This is a genomic window from Marisediminicola sp. UYEF4, assembly GCF_040546025.1.
In the GTDB taxonomy this organism is placed as follows: Bacteria; Actinomycetota; Actinomycetes; order Actinomycetales; family Microbacteriaceae; genus Marisediminicola.
Genome location: NZ_JBEPNA010000014.1, coordinates 66,237 through 86,013 on the forward strand (window position 1 = coordinate 66,237; position 19,777 = coordinate 86,013).

The 19,777-nt window shown below is 69.1% G+C and carries 17 protein-coding genes; 4 read left to right on the forward strand and 13 right to left on the reverse strand.

The window, feature by feature from the left end; all coding sequences use genetic code 11:
• Positions 1-99 precede the first annotated feature (99 nt).
• The 8 genes from ABIB15_RS12270 to yczR form a co-directional block, all read right to left on the reverse strand.
• Positions 100-2,409 carry a heavy metal translocating P-type ATPase gene (locus tag ABIB15_RS12270; protein ID WP_354478943.1) on the reverse strand — a complete coding sequence of 770 codons (2,310 nt, stop codon included), beginning with the start codon at positions 2,407-2,409 and terminating at the stop codon, positions 100-102.
• Positions 2,406-2,636: a heavy-metal-associated domain-containing protein gene (locus ABIB15_RS12275; protein ID WP_354478946.1), complete on the reverse strand. Its 231-nt coding sequence runs from the start codon at positions 2,634-2,636 to the stop codon at positions 2,406-2,408. Before ABIB15_RS12275 ends, ABIB15_RS12270 begins: the two co-directional genes overlap by 4 nt.
• Before the next feature lie 35 nt (positions 2,637-2,671).
• A complete protein-coding gene (locus ABIB15_RS12280; RefSeq protein WP_354478949.1) occupies positions 2,672-2,956 on the reverse strand; it encodes a metal-sensitive transcriptional regulator in 285 nt (94 codons plus the stop codon).
• Positions 2,957-3,237: 281 nt separating this feature from the next.
• Positions 3,238-5,412 (reverse strand): heavy metal translocating P-type ATPase, encoded by a 2,175-nt coding sequence (locus tag ABIB15_RS12285; protein WP_354478952.1) that lies wholly within the window; start codon positions 5,410-5,412, stop codon positions 3,238-3,240.
• Positions 5,413-5,610: 198 nt separating this feature from the next.
• The gene (locus ABIB15_RS12290; RefSeq protein WP_354478955.1) at positions 5,611-6,234 is read right to left on the reverse strand and encodes a DUF305 domain-containing protein; all 624 of its coding nucleotides are present in this window, start codon (positions 6,232-6,234) and stop codon (positions 5,611-5,613) included.
• A gap of 87 nt (positions 6,235-6,321) precedes the next feature.
• Positions 6,322-6,774 (reverse strand): hypothetical protein, encoded by a 453-nt coding sequence (locus ABIB15_RS12295; protein WP_354478958.1) that lies wholly within the window; start codon positions 6,772-6,774, stop codon positions 6,322-6,324.
• A 129-nt stretch (positions 6,775-6,903) separates the two neighbouring features.
• Positions 6,904-8,601 carry a long-chain-fatty-acid--CoA ligase gene (locus ABIB15_RS12300; RefSeq protein ID WP_354478961.1) on the reverse strand — a complete coding sequence of 566 codons (1,698 nt, stop codon included), beginning with the start codon at positions 8,599-8,601 and terminating at the stop codon, positions 6,904-6,906.
• 67 nt (positions 8,602-8,668) lie between these two features.
• A complete protein-coding gene (yczR, locus tag ABIB15_RS12305) occupies positions 8,669-10,081 on the reverse strand; it encodes a MocR-like transcription factor YczR (RefSeq protein WP_354478963.1) in 1,413 nt (470 codons plus the stop codon).
• A 61-nt stretch (positions 10,082-10,142) separates the two neighbouring features.
• On the opposite strand from yczR, the gene yczE reads away from it, so the two are divergent.
• Together yczE and ABIB15_RS12315 are read left to right on the forward strand one after the other, a co-directional pair.
• The gene (gene yczE / locus ABIB15_RS12310) at positions 10,143-10,766 is read left to right on the forward strand and encodes a membrane protein YczE (protein ID WP_354478966.1); all 624 of its coding nucleotides are present in this window, start codon (positions 10,143-10,145) and stop codon (positions 10,764-10,766) included.
• 5 nt (positions 10,767-10,771) lie between these two features.
• The gene (locus ABIB15_RS12315; RefSeq protein ID WP_354478969.1) at positions 10,772-10,918 is read left to right on the forward strand and encodes a hypothetical protein; all 147 of its coding nucleotides are present in this window, start codon (positions 10,772-10,774) and stop codon (positions 10,916-10,918) included.
• 307 nt (positions 10,919-11,225) lie between these two features.
• Here the strand turns inward: ABIB15_RS12315 and ABIB15_RS12320 are convergent, their stop codons facing one another.
• From ABIB15_RS12320 to ABIB15_RS12335, 4 genes are all read right to left on the reverse strand, one after another.
• A complete protein-coding gene (locus ABIB15_RS12320) occupies positions 11,226-12,140 on the reverse strand; it encodes a carbohydrate ABC transporter permease (RefSeq protein ID WP_502908961.1) in 915 nt (304 codons plus the stop codon).
• Positions 12,137-13,270, reverse strand: a complete 1,134-nt coding sequence (locus tag ABIB15_RS12325) for a carbohydrate ABC transporter permease (protein WP_354478972.1) — start codon at positions 13,268-13,270, stop codon at positions 12,137-12,139. Before ABIB15_RS12325 ends, ABIB15_RS12320 begins: the two co-directional genes overlap by 4 nt.
• 67 nt (positions 13,271-13,337) lie before the next feature.
• Positions 13,338-14,567 carry a sugar ABC transporter substrate-binding protein gene (locus ABIB15_RS12330; RefSeq protein WP_354478975.1) on the reverse strand — a complete coding sequence of 410 codons (1,230 nt, stop codon included), beginning with the start codon at positions 14,565-14,567 and terminating at the stop codon, positions 13,338-13,340.
• Positions 14,564-15,673: a LacI family DNA-binding transcriptional regulator gene (locus ABIB15_RS12335; protein ID WP_354478978.1), complete on the reverse strand. Its 1,110-nt coding sequence runs from the start codon at positions 15,671-15,673 to the stop codon at positions 14,564-14,566. Before ABIB15_RS12335 ends, ABIB15_RS12330 begins: the two co-directional genes overlap by 4 nt.
• Positions 15,674-15,914: 241 nt before the next feature.
• Between ABIB15_RS12335 and ABIB15_RS12340 the strand changes: the two genes are divergently transcribed.
• Positions 15,915-18,014, forward strand: a complete 2,100-nt coding sequence (locus ABIB15_RS12340; RefSeq protein ID WP_354478981.1) for a glycogen debranching N-terminal domain-containing protein — start codon at positions 15,915-15,917, stop codon at positions 18,012-18,014.
• 196 nt (positions 18,015-18,210) lie between these two features.
• Here ABIB15_RS12340 and ABIB15_RS12345 read toward each other — a convergent pair whose 3' ends face one another.
• Complete coding sequence (locus tag ABIB15_RS12345; protein WP_354478984.1) at positions 18,211-19,305, reverse strand: NAD(P)-binding domain-containing protein; 1,095 nt, start codon at positions 19,303-19,305, stop codon at positions 18,211-18,213.
• Between the two features lie 202 nt (positions 19,306-19,507).
• On the opposite strand from ABIB15_RS12345, the gene ABIB15_RS12350 reads away from it, so the two are divergent.
• A complete protein-coding gene (locus ABIB15_RS12350) occupies positions 19,508-19,741 on the forward strand; it encodes a DUF3073 domain-containing protein (RefSeq protein WP_354478987.1) in 234 nt (77 codons plus the stop codon).
• Positions 19,742-19,777 lie beyond the last annotated feature (36 nt).

Below are 19,777 nucleotides of genomic sequence, written 5' to 3' on the forward strand. Positions count from 1 at the left end.
GTGAACCTGGCGCGACAGCTCGGCGTGGCGCAGAATCTCCTGTTGTGCGGTGCGGTCGGGCCGACGTTTGCGGTGCGGTCGGGCCGACGTTCGCGACTCTTACAGCGCGCGGGAGGTCAGCGGCGTGCCCTTGAAATTGCGCAGCCGCAGGCTGTTGCTGACCACGAACACCGACGAGAATGCCATCGCGGCGCCGGCCAGCAGCGGGTTGAGCAGCCCGAGCATGGCGATCGGGATCGCCGCGACGTTGTACGCGAACGCCCAGAACAGGTTTCCCTTGATCGTGCCGAGCGTGCGGCGGGCGAGCCTGATCGCGTCGCCGACCACGACGAGGTCGCCGCTCATCACGGTGATGTCGCTGGCGGCGATCGCAGCATCCGTTCCCGCGCCCATCGCGATGCCGAGGTCGGCCGCCGCGAGCGCCGCCGCGTCGTTGACGCCGTCGCCGACCATGGCGACGACCCGTCCGCGGGACTGCAGCTCGCGGATCGCCTCGAGCTTGCCCTTGGGGGTGATGCCGGCGCGCACGTCGGCGATTCCGACGGATGCCGCGACCGACCCGGCCGCGCCCGCGTTGTCGCCGCTGAGCAGCACGGGCTCGAGCCCGAGATTGATGAAGTAGGCGATCGCTGCGGCGCTCGACGGCTTCACGGTGTCGCTCACGACGAAGGCGCCGCGCGCGGCGCCGTCCCACGCGGTGACGACGGCGGTGCTCCCGGCGAGCTCAGCGGCGGCAACGGTATCTCGCAGCGCGTCGGGAAGCTCGATCGACCACTCGGATGCGAGCCAGTCGGCGCGTCCGACAGTGACCAGGCGGCCGTCGACGATGGCCTGCACGCCCTGCCCCTGGTGGGAGACGAACGATTCGGTCGCACCGAGCTCGATCGCGCGGGTGCGGGCCTCGGCGACGATCGCGCGGGCGACCGGATGCTCGGAGGCGTTCTCGATTGTCCCGGTGATACGGAGGAGGTCGTCGAGTTCGGTGCCGGAACCCGAGACCGCGCCCGCGTTCGCAGAAGCGCCGACCGCAGCATCCGCCAGCACGACGTCGACGACGCTCATCTTGCCGGTCGTGATCGTTCCGGTCTTGTCGAGCACGATCGTGTCGATGCGGCGGGTCTGCTCGAGCACCTGCGGGCCGCGGATGAGGATGCCGAGCTGCGAGCCGCGTCCGGTGCCGACGAGCAGCGCGGTCGGGGTCGCGAGACCGAGGGCGCACGGGCAGGCGATGATGAGTGTCGCGACGGCGGCGGTGAAGGCGACCGTGAGCGAGGATCCGAAGAAGGTCCAGGCGAGGAAGGTGCCGATCGCGAGGACGAACACGACGGGCACGAAGACGGCCGAGACGCGGTCGGCGAGGCGTTGGACTTCGGCCTTGCCTGTCTGCGCCTCTTCGACCAGGCGGCCGAGGCGCGCCAGCTCGGTGTCGGAGCCGACGCGCGTGACCTCCACGACGAGGCGCCCGCCCACGTTGACGGTCGCACCGACGACGCGGTCGCCGACGGTGACCTCGACGGGCACGGACTCGCCGGTGAGCATGCTGGCGTCGACGGCGGATGCCCCATCGACGATGAGTCCGTCGGTCGCGATCTTCTCACCCGGGCGAACCACGATGGTGTCGCCGGGGACGAGGGAGTCGACGGCGACGGTGGACTCGCGATCACCGACCAGGAGGGTCGCCTCGCGCGCGCCCAGTTCGAGCAGGGCGCGCATCGCGGCCCCGGACTCCTTCTTGGCCCTCGCCTCGAAGTAGCGCCCGGCGAGGATGAACACCGTGACGGCGGCGGCCACCTCGAGGTAGATGTCGTGCGCTCCCCCGCCCGGCTCGGTGACGAGCTGGAACGACATGGTCATGCCGGGCATGCCGGCCATGCCGAAGAAGAGGGCGTAGAGCGACCAGGTGAACGCGGCGATCACCCCGACGCTGATGAGAGTGTCCATCGTGGCGGCGCCGTGCCGGGCGTTGGTCCAGGCAGCGCGGTGGAACGGCAGCGCGCCCCAGACCGCGACGGGCGCGGCGAGAGTGAGCGCGAGCCACTGCCAGTTGGTGAACTGCAGTGCCGGGATCATCGACAGCACGAGCACCGGGGCGGCCAGCGACGCGGAGACGATGAGGCGCAGACGCAGCGCGTCGACCTCGTTCTCGCGCGCCGACTGGGCGTCGCTCGGGGCATCCGTCTTCGCCGCGCGCGGCGGCGCGGGCAGGATCGCCGTGTATCCGGCGGACTCGACCGCCGCGATCAGCGTGGCCTGGTCGACGCCTTCCGGAACGCGCACGTGCGCTTTCTCGGTGGCGTAGTTGACGCTCGCCTCGACGCCTTGGATGCGGTTGAGCTTGCGCTCCACGCGCGTGGCGCACGACGCGCAGGTCATGCCGCCGATTTCGAGGTTTACGTCAGTGAGGCTCATGAGAAGGTGCGCGGTCCCACGAGTTCGTAGCCGGCCTCGGAGACGGCGAGGGTCGCAGCATCCGCGGGAATGGTCTCGGCGCTCACGACGGTCACGGTCGAGACGCCGCCCTTGTTCAGCTCCACCTCGACGGATTCGACGCCCTCGAGCGTGGAGAACTCCTCTTTCACGCTGGCGACGCAGTGTCCGCAGGTCATTCCGGTTACTTGGTATTCGGTCGTGGTCATTTTTTTCTCCCTTGGTGGATGGCGTGGTGAAGCGGTTAGGAACGGACGAGGCGGGCAATCGCCGCGGATGCTTCGCGCATCTTGTCCTCGCCGACCTGGCCGCCCTCCCTGGCCGCCTCGGCGACGCAGTGGTTGAGGTGGTCGTCGAGCAGGCCCAGCGCCACGGTCTCGAGCGCCTTCGTGGCCGCCGACACCTGAGTGAGCACGTCGATGCAGTAGGTGTCTTCTTCGATCATGCGCTGGATGCCGCGCACCTGGCCCTCGGCGCGGCGCAGCCGCTTGAGGAGGTCGTCCTTGTTGGCGACGTAACCGTGCTGCATGGGGGTTCCTTCCGCGTGCGTGGTTCCAGTATACCCCCTAGGGGTATTGGTTCTCGCGGTGCGACGGCCGCCAGGGCACCGGCGAACGGCGACCTTGTCGCCAAAGTCGGAACCCATGCGCGAGGCGCCCAGATATGCCGGCTCCAACCCTGACAACCCGGGCACATGCGGGCGGCTCGACGATGCCGGCTCAGAGAGTTCCGACTTTGGCGACACCGCGACCACGCGACCAGCAGAATCTGCATTCACTGACACGAGGGGGGAGGCACGGCGACAGCCACCTACTTCTTCACGATCCGCTCCGGGTTGAGGTCGAGCCGACGCAGCAGCTGCGCATTGAGGGCGACCACGACGGTCGACGCCGACATGAGCACGGCACCGGCGGCCGGCGAGAGCACGAAGCCCGCGAAGGCGAGCACCCCGGCGGCCAGCGGAACGCTGATGATGTTGTACCCGGTGGCCCAGGCGAGGTTCTGCCACATCTTGCGGTAGCTCGCCCGGGACAGGTCGATCACCGAGAGCACCGCGCGCGGGTCGTTGCCCGCGAGCACGACGCCGGCGGACTCGATCGCGACATCCGTGCCCGCGCCGATCGCGATGCCGACCTCGGCCCTGGCCAGCGCCGGGGCGTCGTTCACGCCGTCGCCGACCATCGCGACCTTCAGCTTGCGGGCCTGGAGTTCGGCGACCTTGGCATCCTTGTCTTGCGGAAGCACCTCGGCGAAGACCTCGTCGATGTCGAGCTCGCGCGCGACCCGGTCGGCGACCTGCTGGGCGTCGCCGGTGATCATGGCGACGCGCACCCCGCGACGGTGCAGGGCGTCGATCGCCTCGCGCGACTCCGCCCGCACCTCGTCCTCGAGCGCGATCGCCCCGACCACGGACCCGTCGCGCACGACGTGCAGCACGGAGGCGCCAGCCGCGACAAATTCCTCGACCCGGGTGCCGAGCTCGGCGGGGGTGTCGAGTCCGAGCTCGGTCAGCAGCGCCGGGCCGCCGACGGCGACCGTGCGCCCGTCGACCGTCGCCTGCACGCCGCGGCCGGTCATCGAGCGGAATTGCGTCGCGACCGGGCGGGCGGATGCTGGGGAGGAGGCGTCCGCGGGGGCAGCGCCCGCCGCCCGCACGATCGCCCGGGCGAGCGGGTGCTCGCTGTCGGACTCGACGGCCGCGGCGATGGAGATGAGTTCCCGCTCGGTGATGCCCCCGACGACGGCGGTCGCCGTGACGGCGGGCTCGCCCTTGGTGAGCGTGCCAGTCTTGTCGAAGAGCAGGACGTCGACGGTGCGCATGCGCTCGAGGGCCAAGCGATCCTTGACCAGAACGCCAGCCTTCGCCGCACGCTCGGTGGAGATCGCGATCACGAGCGGGATCGCGAGGCCGAGGGCGTGGGGGCACGCGATCACGAGCACGGTGACGGTGCGGGTGACGGCATCGTCGGGGCTGCCGAGCAGCATCCAGGCGATGAAGGTGATGACCGCCGCGGCGAGCGCGAAGTAGAACAGGAACGCCGCGGCCCGGTCGGCCAGCGCCTGCGCGCGCGAGGAGCTCTGCTGCGCCTCGGCGACCAGCCGCTGAATGCCGGCGAGCGCGGTGTCGTCACCGACGGCGTTCACCTCGACCCGCAGCGTGTTGTCGGTCGCGACGGTTCCGGCCACGACGGTGTCGCCGATGCCGCGGTGCGCCGCGCGGGACTCCCCCGTGATCATCGACTCGTCGACATCCGCCTCGCCCTCGACGACCGTGCCGTCGGCGGGCACCCGCGCACCCGGACGCACCAGCACCACGTCGCCCGGTGCCAGCTCGGAGATCGACACCTCGACGACCCCGGCATCCGTCACCTTGTCCGCGGAGTCGGGCAGCAGCGCCGCGAGCGCGTCGAGGGCCCCGGATGCTGCCCCCAGCGCCCGCATCTCGAGCCAGTGCCCGAGCAGCATGATGACGATGAGCAGCGCGAGCTCCCACCAGAAGTCGAGGTCGAATCCGCCGATCTGGAGGGTCGTGGCCCACGAGGCGACAAACGCGACCGAGATCGCGAGCGAGATGAGCAGCATCATCCCGGGGCGGCGGGACCTGAGCTCACTCCACCCGCCGCTGAGGAACGGCCAGCCGCCGTAGAGGAAGAGCACGGTGCCGAGAACGGGGGCGATCCAGGTGGCGCCAGCGAAGTCGGGGATGTCGTAGCCGAGCAGGCTCGCGAACATCGGGCTGAAGAACACGACTGGCACGCCGAGCACGAGGCTGGACCAGAACTTGCTGCGGAACTGGGCGGCGTGGTCGCCGTGGCCCGCGTGGCCCGCGGATGCGCCGTGGCCGGCGTTGCTGGCAGATGCGTCGTGGCCGGCGTGCGCGCCCTGCGTAGCGGATGCGCCGTGGCCGGCGTGCGCGCCCTGCGCGGCGGGCATTGTCGGTGCGTCGTGCGTGTCGTGCTCGAGTTCGTCGTTGCGAGATTCCATTGCGGCAAGCCTTCCTCTGGATACCCCTAGGGGGTATGTGCCAGAACGAACTTTGTGCTGGGGATATTCCTCTTCATGCGAATCATTCTGCTCCGACCCGTCTCACCCCGGAACGCGACCCCGGCGAGCACTCCCACCGTTTGCGCGGTCCCGCGATAACCGCCGCGCGAGTGAGCAACACCCGCGCGCGGTCGCAGATCAGCCGGCGGCAGGGAGCGCGGCGAGCAGCTTCTTCATCGTGGAGATCTCCTTCTGCTGGGCGCCCTCGATGGATTCCGCGAGCTCGACAGCATCCGCGTTTTTCCCGTCGATGACCTGCGGGCTGGCCATGTCGATCGCGCCCTCGTGGTGCTTGATCATCTGCTCGAGGAAGAGGCGCTCGGCATCGGGCCCGGTCGCGGCGTCGAGCGCCGTCATGTCGTCGTCGGTCATCATGTCGGAGGAGTGGTCCATTCCGGCCATGTCGTCGACGGCGGTCATCTTGTCGAATCCCCAGGCGACGAGCAGGGCGTTGAGCTGGGCGATCTCCGGCTCCTGGGCGGCCTTGATCTCCTCGGCGAGGGCAACGGTCTCCGCGCTGATCCCGGTCTTCGCGAGCAGGGTGTCGCTCATCTCGACGGCCTGCAGGTGGTGCGGAATCATCACCTGAGCGAACATGATGTCGGCCTCGTTGAACTCCGTGGCGTCGCCCTTGAGCTCCGTCGCCGGAGCTGATGCCGCGGGCTGGCTCATCGAGGCGGGTTCGGTTGGCGCGCAGGCCGCGAGGGTCAGGGCGGCAACGAGGGCCGCGGATGCGGCGAGTAATGTGCGTGTGCTGGTCATAGTGGTTGTCCATTCGTGTCTGGGGAGTTCGCGGTCGCGCCGGTCAGGCTGAGCCCGTGGTCGGCAGTGTCGGTGGCGAGCGCCAACCTAGACGCGAATGACCGACAGAAGAGCGCGCGACGGCGGACGTTCGGCCGCCTCCGTGGCGAGCAGCGAGGCGACCGGGACGGATGCGACGAGCGCCGAGACCGTGACGCCGGGGAACGCGTGCACAGTGATGGTCGGCACGCCCGAGGCGTTGGCCGCGGACGAACACCACTCAGCGTCATCGGACGAACTGCAGACCTCGGATGCGCCGTGGCCGTGTGTGCTGGAGGCGAGCTCAGCGGATGCGCCCTGGCCGCGAACCGCGGAGGCGGACCCGGCGTCGACGGCGACGAGCGTGTTCCCGCCCACCGCGGCCGCCTCAACCGAGTGGTGCGATCCGGCCGTCACCGTGGCGGTCCCGAATGTCAGCGAGTGCAGCGCGGCGAGCGCGATCATGACGGCGAGCGCGATCCCGATGGCGAGCGGGAGGGCAGGGCGCAGTGCAGCCTTCATCGCGCCCTCCTTGATGATTGGTGGGAGTTCGGCATCGGCAACAATCCCCGAACCCACGGTCCTACCCCTCAAGGGTAGCGCCCCCCGTTGGGAGCGAGCCGAGTTATGCGCGCACCCTACGCGCGGCCCCTACGCACGCACCGCGAGCAACGCGTCGCGCACCTGCCGCCGCATGACCTTGCCGATGAGCGACCGGGGCAGCTCGTCGAGCACGACGATCCGCTTCGGTACCTTATACCCGGCGAGGCTCCCGCGGCAGAACTCGCGCAGCGCTCCGGAGTCGAAGGCGGCCCCCGCACGCAGCACGACCGCCGCCGAGACCTCCTCGCCGCCCGACGAATGCGGAAGGCCGACGACCGCCGCCGCCGTGACATCCGGGTGCGCGAGCAGCGCCGCCTCGACCTCGGACGGCGACACGTTGAAGCCGCCGGTGATGATGAGCTCCTTCACGCGGTCGACGACGGTGACAAATCCGTCGGGCGCGACCGTGACGATGTCGCCGGTGCGAAGCCAGCCGTCCGGCATGAGGGTGTGCGCGGTGTCCTCCGGGTTGTGCCAGTAGCCGTGGAACACCTGCGGCCCGCGGATGAGCAGCTCCCCCGGCTCGCCGTCGGGGCGGTCGATGGTCGGGTCGGCCGGGTCGACGACGCGAATCTCGGTACTCGGGAACGGCACCCCCACGGTGCCGGGCCGCCGTGACGGCCCGATCGGATTGCCGAGCGCGACGGGCGAGGACTCGGTCATGCCGTAGCCCTCGACGAGGAGACCGCCGGTCACCGCCTCCCACCGCCGCACGGTCTCGACGGGCAGGCTCATCGCCCCCGAGATCGCGAACCGGATGCTGCTCAGGTCGACCTTCCGCGACTCCGCGGCCGCGGCGAGCTGGTCGTAGATCGGCGGTACGGCCGGCAGGAACGTCGGCGGCGACGTGCGCACGGCGGCCAACACGAGGTCGACGTCGAAGCGCGGGAACAGCACGAGCCGCGCGCCGATGCTCATCGCGAAGGTCAGACACAGGGTGAGGCCGTAGGCATGGAAAAGTGGGAGTACCGCGTAGAAGGTCTCCTTGCCCCGGGTCAGCCCGGGGACCCAGGCCTCCCCCTGCGCCGCGTTCGCCCGCAGATTCGCGTGACTGAGGATCGCGCCCTTGGGCGAGCCGGTCGTTCCGCTCGTGTACTGCAGCAGGGCGGTGTCGCTCGGCCGGGGAGCCGGATGCCGCTTCGACAGGCGACGGCCCGAGATCAGGCGGTCCCAGGTGAACACGTTGCGCCCGGAGGGGGTCGCCGTCATCGCAGCCCGCGCGGTGCGGGCCTTCGGGATCGGCAGGCGCAGCGCGAACCGCTTGCCGAACGGGAGCGCCGCGGTGAGGTCGACCGAGACCAGGCGTTCCAGCCGGATGTCTTTCGGAAAGCCGGCCAGCGTGTCGTAGACCTTGTCCCACACGATGGCGACTCGCGCGCCGTGGTCCTCGAACTGGTGGCGTAGCTCGCGCGCCGTGTACAGCGGGTTGTGCTCGACGACGATCGCGCCGAGCCGCAGCACCGCGTAGAAGGCGACGACGTGCTGCGGGCAGTTCGGCAGCACGATCGCCACGCGGTCTCCCGCCTCCACCCCGAGCCGGCGCAGGCCCTCGGCCGCGTGCGCGATCTGCTCGCCGAGCTCGGCGTAGGTGGTCTCCGCCCCGAAGAACTCGAGCGCGACGTCGCGACGGTAGGTGGCGACGGCCTCGTCGATCATGTCGACGAGCGTCTGGTTGACCGGCTCGATCTCGTGCGGCACGCCGTCGGCGTAGGCGCGGAGCCAGGGCTTGCTGTCGAGGCTGTTCATGGGAATCCTTTCGACGACGGGATCCAGTATCTGTCATCTTCGCTGGACGGATGCGGTCGGGCGCGGATCAGACGACGGCGGCGAGGTAGTTCTGCTCGGGGAGCGGATGCCGCGACAGCGCGCCCCACGCGCGGGCGAGCGACGCGACCGCGCGGTCGGTCTCGTCGGGGGTATAGCTGAACGGCAGGCGCAGGAACCGCTCGAACGCCCCGTCGATGCCGAATCTCGGGCCGGACGCGAGCACGAGGCCCTCATTACGCGCGGCGAGGGTGAGCTGCGAGCTCGCCGGTCGCCCGAGGTTCACCCAGGTGGTGAGGCCGCCCCTCACGTGCGGCACTGTCCACTGCGGGAGCGCCGCGCGCACGGCACGCTCGAGGTAGTCGCGACCGTGGCGCAGCTGCTCCCGGCGCCCCTCGAGTACCTCGTCGTAGCGGCCGAGCAGTTCGATCGCGATGAGCTGCTCGAGGATCGGCGTGCCGAGGTCGCCAGCGGACCGGGCCCGCACGAGCTTCTGGATCAGCTGGGGCTCGGCGCGGATCCAGCCGATGCGCACGCCGCCCCAGACGGTCTTGCCGAGCGATCCGATCGACACCGCGGGGCCGTAGCCGGCGAGCGGCAGCAGGGCCTCCGGCGCGTCGATGCCGAGCTCGGCCATTGTCTCGTCCGCGATGACTGTGGTGCCTTGGAGGGCGGCGAGTCCCAGCATCCGCTCCCGGAGCCCGGCGCTCATCACCCGGCCGGTCGGATTGTGAAAATCGGGCATGACATAGGCGAGCGCGGGGCTCGTGCGGCGCAGGCCCTGCTCGAGGGCGTCTTCGTCCCAGCCGTCGTCGCTCGTGACGCCGACCGGAACCAGCCGGGCGCCTGCAACCCGCAGCGCGTCGAAGGCGTGCGGATAGCTCGGCGACTCGACGAGGGCGCTGTCGCCGCGATCGAGCAACACCCGGGCGAGCAGCGCGATCGCGTGCTGCGCGCCGATCGTGATCATGACCTGCTCGGCGTCGGTGGGCAGGCCCCGCGCGGCATAGCGGTCGGCGACCGCCTGGCGCAGCCGGGGCAGCCCGATCGGGTCGAAACCGGTGTCGGCAAGGTAGGCAGGGAGCGCCTGGGCGGCCCGCACCGCGGCATCCGCCAGCAGGGGGCTCGCCGGCAGGGCCGCCTTGCTGAAGTCGAGGAACCCGGCGCTCGGCTCGTGGATCGGCACGGGCGCGCGGCCGGGCAGCCGGGCGATGCTGCCGGATCCGCGCACGCTCGAGAGGTAGCCGGCCTCGCGCAGCTCGGCGTAGCTCGCGCTGACGGTCGTGCGGCTCACGCCGAGGTGCTGCGCGAGGTCGCGTTCGGCCGGGAGGCGGGCGCCGACGGGGATGCGTCCGTCGAGAATGAGCAGTCGGATGCGGTCGGCGAGGGCCGTGTAGGCGGGCGTGCTGCTGCGCCAATCCTGCAGGAGCGAGTCCAATATGCGGGCTGAGATGCTGGACATCAGGCCAGTGTACGAAGATTGGCCTCTTGAGAGAAGACCAATTGAGCGATTGGATGCTTTCATGTCGTTTGTTTTCGCCCGTCGTGTGACCCAGCTGGTGGTCGGTCTCTTTCTCTACGGCGTCGCGATCGCGATGATGATCCAGGCCGGCATCGGCGTCTCGCCGTGGGACGTGCTCTCACAGGGGGTGTCGTTGCGCACCGGCATCCCGTTCGGCTGGGTGACGGTGATCATCGGCGCGATCGTGCTGCTGCTGTGGATCCCGATCCGGCAGAAGCCGGGAATCGGCACCATCCTCAATGTGCTGCTCATCGGGCCGGCCGCCGAGGTCGGCCTGGCAGTGCTGCCGCTCGCGACCGAGCTCTGGAGCCAGATTCTGCTGTTCGCCGGCGGCCTCGCGCTCCTCGCGATCGCCACCGGGCTCTACATCGGCGCCAGGTTCGGCCCGGGCCCGCGCGACGGCCTGATGACGGGCATCCACGACCGCTGGGGCGTGCGGTTCTGGATCGTGCGCACTGCGATCGAGGTGACCGTGCTGTCGATCGGATGGCTGCTCGGCGGAACGGTCGGCGTCGGCACGGTCGCGTTCGCGCTGCTGATCGGGCCGATGGTCAATGTGACGCTGCCGCTGCTGCGGGTGCCAGAGGTGGCACCCGCGACCGTCCTCGTCGTTGAAGGGAGGTGATCGGTGTGTACGTCGTTCTCGTTCCGGCGGTGACACTCGCCCTGTGGGTGCTCATCGCGACGATCGAGCTCATCCGGCGCGACGGCTATGGGCCGCGCCCAACGCTGCCCGGATACGACTCCCGGCGCGACTGGGTGCAGTACAGGCTGTAGGTCGCGGCGCCACGGCGCCCGCGGCTTTCACCATTCAGGAGTGCCGGGCCGGCGAGCCCTTTCATCATTCAGGAGTGCCGGGCCGGCGAGCCCTTTCATCATTCAGGAGTGGGGAGCCGGAATGGACGAACGGATGCCGGTATTGCAGCATCCGACGGCATCCGCCGCACCATTTCGGCGCGAAACGCATCTTTCTCGCGCCCGGCCCACTCACGGCACCACATCACTCCTGAATGATGAAAGCGGCCGGCGCCCGAAACCTCGGGTCAACCAGCCGCCCACACCTCCAACTCCTGAATAATGAAAGTCAGCCCTTCTCGGCCCCCTCCGTCGTGTTCATCAGCCGCTTCTGGAAGATGAAGAACACGACCGCAACCGGAATGGTCATGAGCATCGCCGAGGCGAGCACGATCGGGAACTGGTTGCCCGAGCCGAGCTGCCCCGACACGAGCGACGCGACACCGGTCGTCAGCGTGTTCAGGTCCGGATCGGACCGCGACACGATGAAGTGCGAGAACTCGTTCCACGAGCCCTGGAAGCTCAGGATCACGAGCGTCACGACCGCGGGCCGGGCCATCGGGAGCACGATCGTCCAGAAAGTGCGGAACACGCCGGCCCCGTCGATGCGGGCGGCCTCCTCCACGCTGATCGGGATCGACTCGAAGAACTGCCTCATGATGAAGATGCCGGCCGCGTCGATGAGGAGCGGGATGATCATTCCACCATAGCTGTCGTACAGGCCGAGCTCCTTGAGGATCAGGAAGCGCGGAATCAGCAACACCACGCCCGGAACCGCCATGACGGCGATGAGCGCGGCGAAGATGAAGTTGCGACCGCGGAACTGCAGCCGCGAGAGCGCGTACCCGGCGAGCGAGTCGAAGAACACCCGCCCGAGGGTGACGATGATGGTGATCATCGTCGAGTTGGCCGCCCAGCGCGGTAGTGGCACGTCGGTGAAGAGCCGTTCGTAGGCGGCGAACGACCAGGTCTCGGGGATCAGGGCGAGCGGGTTGGCCGTGGAATCGGCATCCGTCTTGAAGCTCCCCGCGACCGAGATGAGGAACGGGTAGATGTAGACGAGCGCGAGCAGGATGAGCAGCAGATAGCTCGCGAAAATCGACGAGCGCATCTTGCGCGAGAGCCCCTTCCGGCGCGGCGGGGTCGATCCGGCCGGGCGTGGGTCCGGTTCGGACTGGATCGCGGCCTGCGTGAGAGTCGTCATCGGATGCCCGCCTGTCTGGTGTCGGTGTTCGAGGAGGCGTTCTTCGCGCTGGCCCGCGCCGCGCCGACATGCAACTCGGCGGCGGCCTTCGTGGCATTGGTCTCGGCCCGCTTGCCGACGTCGCGGTCGCGCAGGATGAAGCGCTGCAGCAGCGTGAGCGCCACGATGATCGCGAACAGGATGAACGAGATCGCCGCTCCCTGACCCCACTTCAGATCGTTGAACGACGTGGAGAAAGCCAGGAATGCGGGGGTCAGCAGCGTCTTCGCCGGAGCGCCGTTGCCGCCGGTCAGATACACCTGGTCGAAGACCTGCCAGGTGCCGATCAACCCGAGCGTCAGCACGGTGAACAGGGTCGGCTTCAGCATCGGCAGCGTCACCGAGAAGAACTTGCGGAAGGGTCCGGAGCCGTCCATCAGCGCCGCCTCGTCGATCTCGGCGCCGATGTTCTGCAGCGCCGCGAGGAACAGCAGCATGAAGGTACCGGAGGTCGTGAACACGGCGAGCGCGATCAGCGCGCACATCGCGACCGATGGCCCGGCCACCCACTGCCACCAGCTGATTCCGAGCGGGCCCTGCACGTCGAGGAAGGCGGGCGCCGAGTTGACCCCGAACACGCCGAGGATGTTGTGGATGACCCCGCTCGGGTCTTTGAACCAGTTGGGCCCGTTGATGCCGAAGAAGGCGAGGATCGAGTTGACGACGCCCGACGCGGTAAAGAGGAACAGGAAGATCGTGGTGATCGCGATCGAGCTCGTGACACTCGGGAAGTAGAACGCGGTGCGGAAGAATCCGCGGCCGCGCAGCACGCGCCGGTTGACCTGCACGGCCAGGAACAGCGCCAGTGCTGTCTGGGCCGGCACGACGAAGATGACGTAGTAGAAGTTGTTGCGGATCGAGGTGCCGAAGTCGCTCTTGCTGAGCCCGTCGTCGACGAGTACCTTGGCGTAGTTCTCGGTGCCGATGAACTCGGAGTTGCCGAGCGGTGACCCGAGGCCATTCCAGTTGCTGAAGCTCACGTAGAGCGCCAGGAAGATCGGCGCCACCAGGAAGACCCCGATGATGATGACAGCCGGAGCGACGAACAGGTACCCGTACTTCGCTTCACCGGCACGCATGCCCTTGCTCATGATTCCTCTTTCGATGAGGGGCCGGGCGGCGGATGCTGCGCCGCCCGGCCGGTGTGTGGTGGGGAACCTACTGGGCGTTCGCTTCGTCCAGCGCGGCCTGAAGGCTCGTCTGGAACGACTCGAGGATGCCCTGGGCGTCGCCGCCGATGAGCGTCTCGAGCTGCGAGTTGAAGTCGGCGATCGCCGACGTGGATCCGGCGAAGTTGACCGGGCTCACGGCGTACTCGGCGCTCGCGACGAACGACGCGTTCTCCGGGTAGCTCTCGGCGTAGAGAGCTGCAGCCGACTCCGTCGAGGGCAGAACGCCGAAGGCATCCGCCGCGGCCATCTGCTGCTCGTCCGAGGTCAGGAACTCGACGAGCGAGGTCGCGGCCTCGGCGGTGTCGGAGCCCTGCGGGATGCCCCAGCAGTTGCTGAACGTGTAGGTCGACTGACCCTCGGGGCCGGCCGGCAGTTCATAGGCGGCGTAGTTGGTGTCGGGGAAGTCGTTCTTGATTCCCTTGATCCACGGTCCCTCGATCACCATGGCGGCGGCACCCTTGCCGAGAGCCTCGCCCGACCATCCGGAGTCGATCTCGGACGGGGTCTTGTAGACGCCAGCGTCGTGGAGCTTCTGGATGTACTCGAGGCCCGCGAGGTTCTCTGCACTGTCGGCCTCGACGGTTTCGCCATCATCGCTGATGAGCTGCCCACCGGCCTGGTTCATGAATGCGCCGGCCCTGGCGTATTCGAGGCCGAACGAGAGTCCGACCTGGCTGTCGGTCGTGAGCGTCGTCGCGACGGCCTCGAGGGTGTCCCAATCGGTGGGGATGTCGGCCTCGGTGAGTCCGGCCGCGGCCCACGCGTCGGTATTGACAATGAGGCCGAGGGTCGAGAAGTCCTTCGGGGCGCAGGTGAAGGTGTCGTCGTAGGTGAACGTGTCGACGAGGCCGCTGTAGAAGTCGCCGGAATTGGCGAGGTCGGCCGCGTACGGCTGGAGGTACCCGTTGCTCGCATAGGTCGCGAACTGGTCCCAGCCCATGTAGAAGAGGTCGGGGGCGCTGTCGCCGGCGAAGCCCTGGCTGAGCTGCTGGTTGAGGTCGTTCGCGACGATGACCTCGACGGTCGCGTCGTTCTCCGCCGCCCAGGCGTTCGCCGCCTCGGTGACCGCCTGCGTCTCGGCGTCACCGCTCGAGCCGATCAGGATGCTGAGCTCCTGGCCCTCGGCGCTGTCGCCGCCGGAGCCGGCCGCGCATCCCCCGAGGGTTGCGGTGAGGCCGATCGCAAGGGCCGCTGCGCCCAGTGCTTTCTTGTTCATGATGTTTCCTTTCGGTGATGATTGCGAACAGCGGGAGCTGTCCTCTCGGTGGTGGTGCCATAGAGCGGCAAGTGGTTGGGCGTGCGGAGCACGAGCGCCGGCGCGATGAGCCGGTGGGACGGGCCGGCATCCGTCCCGCGCGAAACGATGCTGTTGCCCTCGCTGCCGAGCAGCAGCTCGAGCGTCGCGACGGCGACACGGTCGAGCACCTGGTCGACGCTGGAGAGGCCGACGGCCTCGGCGACAGGCGTGTTGTCGAACCCGATGATCGGCAGGTCGGTGAGGCCGGCGGATGATGCGGCGATGAGCGCGCCGAGCGCGAGGGTGTCGCTCGCGCAGACGAGCGCATCCGGAACCCGGCCCGCGCGCAGCATGTCGGCGACGGTCTCGGTCGCCTCGGACACGCCGTCATAGGATTCGACGCTCAGTGCGACGAGTTCGGCGTCGCTCGCGCCGACGCGCTCCCGCATCGCCTCCTCCCAGCCGGCCCGACGGTCGTCGCCCGTGCCGGAGGGTCGCGGCCAGCCGACCCAGCCCACGCGCGTCGCGCCGTCGTCGATGAGCCGCGCGGTGGCATCCTTGACGCCCTCGCGTCCGTCAATGTCGACCCAGAGGTGCTTCGGGTCGTCCATGTCGTCGATGCCCCAGGGGCGGCCGAAGGTCACGAAGGGCACGTCGTTCTCGATGAGCCAGGCGGTGCGCGGGTCGCCGTGGAAGGTCGCCGTCAGCACGAACGCGTCGACATCCGCCCCCTCGTGCAGAGAGCGGATCTGCTCGATCTCGTCCTGCGGGCTCGCCGCCGTGAACAGCAGCACGCGCATCGAGCGGGCATCCGCCTGCTCGGTGAGGGCGTGCACGAAGCGGTCGAGCACGGCACCGGAGATGCCGTTGCGGACGGGGTCGAGGCGCACGCCGATCGTCGAGGACTTCTGCTGCCGCAGGCGGCGCGCCGAGAGATTGGGCCGGTAGCCGAGCTGGGCGATGGCCGCCTGAACCCGGTCGCGGGTGGCGGGCTTCACGATCGACGGGGTGTTGATGACATTCGACACGGTCTGCCGCGACACGTTCGCCTCGCGGGCGACGTCTTCTACCGTTGGCTGGGCCATGCGGCCTCCTTTGGCCTCAACAACACTGGTGGGTTGGATCGTTCAAGTTTTGGGCCGAGCAAACTGGGCGAATGCCCGATTCCCGATGATCCAAAAAATTTGATCGATCAAATTCTGAGTGTTACGTTACCTCAGAGGACGCAAAAGTCAATCGCGAGTTGCTGGCGAATATTCTCCGTCCCCCAGAAGACCTCCGTTCACGCCAATCAATGAGGAGTCGTGACAGTCCATGTCCAACCCCGTGCAATCCGTAACCCTGCCGTCGCCCGAGGCAACCGAGCCCGGGTGCGCCGAACACTCCCTCCAGCCGCTCATCCACGCCGAGACCCTCGTGCTGCGGGCGCCGACCCAGGCGTGGTCGGCGGCCGACGGCTCGATGGGATCCGCGAGCATCCACGGAATCTTCTTCTCCGACATGCGCCTCGTCAACCGCGCCGTCCTGCGGATCGGCGGCCAGGCCGGCGAGGTCATCGCGACGAGCTCGAACGGCGCGTCATCCGTCACCTTCGTAGCCCTCCAGCGCCACCTCGACGACCGGATGCCGGACCCGCGCGTTCGCTCGCTGCTCACGCGCACCGCGACGACGGCGGGCATCCGCGAGGACCTGCGACTCGAGTCGAACCTGGGCACCGAGATCAACACGACGGTCGAGCTCGTGCTGTCACTGGACCTCGCCGACATGGACCATGTGAAGGGCGGGCACGGCGCGGCCGACCCCGCCCCGCTCGCGAACGTCGACGGCACCGGCATCCGCTGGTCGAACGACTCGATCAGCGCCTCGATCGATGCCCCGGCGGCCACCATCACGGTGCTCGGCTCGGGCGAGGTCCGACTGCTGTGGCAGGTCACCGTTCCCCCGTTCGGCTCGGCCACCGTCGGCTGGAACCTCTCCGCGGTCGACTCGCGGGCGATCGTGCACGGCGTCGAGGGGCCGGCCGCCTGGAGCATCCCCACCGTGGACGCCGCCGACGACCGTCTCGGCCGCTGGCTTGCCGTCGCCCTCGACGACCTCGCCGCCCTGCGCCTCAGCCCCGCGAGCCACCCCGACCGGGTCTTCCTTGCCGCGGGCGCCCCCTGGTTCTTCACTCTCTTCGGCCGCGACTCGATCTGGGCCGCGCGGATGATGCTGCCGCTCGGCACCGAGCTCGCCGCCGACACTCTGCGCGTGCTCGCCAACCTGCAGGGCACCACCTCGGTGCCCGACACCGCCGAGCAGCCGGGCAAGATCATGCACGAGATGCGCCGCGACGGCCTCTCGATGCCCGGCGAGGGACTCCACCTGCCGCCGCTCTACTACGGCACCGTCGATGCGACTCCGCTCTGGGTCTGCCTGCTGCACGACGCCTGGCGCTGGGGCATGCCGGAGGAACAGGTGCGCGAGCTGCTGCCGAACGTCGTTGCCGCGCTCGAGTGGATGCGGGACTTCGGCGACGCCGACGGCGACGGCCTGCTCGAATACGTCGACGAGACCGGGCACGGCCTCGCCAACCAGGGCTGGAAGGACTCCGGCGACTCCGTGCAGTGGCGCGACGGCACCCTCGCCGACGGTCCGATCGCACTGTGCGAGGTGCAGGCCTACGCCTTCGAGGCCGCGACGCACGGCGCCGACCTGCTCGACCATTTCGGGGTCGACGGTGGCGACGCCTGGCGGGACTGGGCATCCGTGTTGCGCACCCGGTTCAACGAGGAGTTCTGGATCGACTCCCCCGCCGGCGCCTACCCGGCGATCGCTCTCGACGCCGCGAAGCGCCCCGTCGACACCGTAACGAGCAACCTCGGACACCTGCTCGGCACCGGGCTGCTCGACGCGGCCCAGGCGCGGCGGATCGCCGACCACCTCGTCTCGCCCGAGATGAGCAGCGGCTACGGCCTGCGCACGATGAGCACCGACTCGGCCGGATACTGGCCGCTCAGCTACCACGGCGGCAGCGTGTGGACCCATGACACCGCCATCGCGATCGCCGGCCTTGCCCGTGAGGGCTTCGCGGCCGAAGCCGGCGTGCTCGTCTCGGGGCTGCTCGCCGCGGCATCCGGATTCGATTTCCGTCTCCCCGAACTGCACTCGGGCGACCCCGCTGCACTGTTCTCCACGCCGGTGCCGTACCCGGCGGCGTGCCGCCCGCAGGCGTGGTCGGCCGCGTCGTCGGTGTCGATCCTGTCGAGCGTGCTCGGGCTCGCGCCGGATGCCGTGGCCGGGGTGCTCGGGGTGTCGCCGGCGGCGACGGCCCTCGCGCCGCTGAGCGTGACGGGTCTGCGGTTCGCGGGCGCACCGGTGTCGATCGCGGTCAACGCCGACGGTGAGGTCTCGGGGGCGTCGGGCGCGACCATCGAGGTGCGCTGAGCCGGCACCTCGATCACAGGCTGCCCCCGACGAGCGCCCGGTCGCTTTCATTATTCAGGAGTGGTGGGCGGGGCGGCGGGCGGATGCTGGGACATCGAGCATCCGACCGCTTGCGCCGCACCATTCTTGCGAGAAACGCAGCATTCTTGCGTCCGGTTGGCCCCGGCAGCATTTCACTCCTGAATAATGAAAGCTGTCAGAGGTTGCTGAGGGTCGCGACCACCTGACGCGCGATCGTGCGCCCGGCCCGGTTCGCACCGACCGTGGATCCCTGCGGCCCGTAGCCCGCGAAAAAGACGCGGGCGTCCTTCCAGGCCGAGCTGTTGCCAACCTGAATGCCGCCGGCCTTCTCGCGCAGCTTGAGCGGAGCGAGGTGGCGCAGCTCCGGGCGGAAGCCGGTCGACCAGATGATCGCGTCGGCTTTCTGGAAGCTGCCGTCGGCGAACCGCACGCCATCCGGCTCGATCGCGGTGAACAGTGGTCGGGCGACGAGCGTTCCCCGCTCGATGCCGGCCGCAATGCGCCGGGTCTTGGGCACACCGGTGCCGCTCACGATGCTCGGCAGCGCCCGGCCCTCGCGCGCGGCGAGGTCCTGCATCGCGACCGCGGAGACCCGAGCCTCGAGGTCGAAGTCGCCCTCGTCGAGAAACTCGATCTCGCGGCGACTGACCCATGCGAGCTGCCCGGCGACCCCCTCGAGCTCGAGCAGGAATCCGATCGCCGAGGTGCCGCCGCCGACCACGACGACGCTCTGCCCGGCAAACTCCGAGGCGGCCACGTAGTCGGTGGTGTGAACGTGGCGTCCCGCGAACGAGTTCAATCCCGGGTAGTACGGCACGAACGGCGAGCCCCACGTGCCGGTCGCATTGACGACGGTGTGTGTCGGCACATCCCGCTGCCCCGCAGGGCCGGCGATGCGAACGACAAGCTCGATCCCCCGGTTGAACACCGACCTGACCGCCGCCGGACGCTCCACCCGCAGCCCGAAGTGCTCCTCGTATGTGCGATAGTAGGTGGCCACGACGGCCTTCGCCGGGGCGTGGCGGTCTGCGTCATCGAAGCTCAGGCCGAGTTCCTTCATGCCGGGAAGGTCGTTGATGCGGTGTGCCGAACCAATCCGCAGGGCCTCCCACCGGTGCTGCCACGCACCGCCCGTTCCCGGCCCGCGATCGACGATGAGGAAGTCCTCGCCGGGGACCAGCCCGAGCTTCTGCAGGTAATAGGCGACCGAGAGTCCTGCCTGTCCTGCGCCGATGACGATGACGCCGGGATGGCTCGGGTCATAGGTCACGCGTTCACGCTACCGGTCGATGCCGCGCTCGCGAGAATTCCCATCGGACCAAGGGCGGATGCTCCAGTCCGACCCTGTGGACAGACGGCGCTGAGCGCTCGGCGCTTAGTGCTAAAGTTAGGGGTTAGTTCATAGCATTCCTGTTGGCCATTGCCCGACGCGTCCTTCCCGTGCGCGGGCTGGAATTGTAAGGGGGTCATCCATGGGACGCGGTCGCCAGAAGGCAAAGCACACCAAGGTCGCCCGGGAGCTGAAGTACTTCAGCCCAGACACCAACTATGGCGCGCTCCAGCGCGAGTTGACCCACTCGTCGCCCGAGCAGGATGAACTCATCGACAAGTGGGCGGATGTCGCAGCCGACCCCCAGGCGTTCGGCCCCAACGCCGATGACGACGACGACGAGACCGAAGATTCCTCCGAGGCGCAGAGCGCCTGAAGTTCCGGCGCTGAGCGCCTGACGGCTCGCCGATGG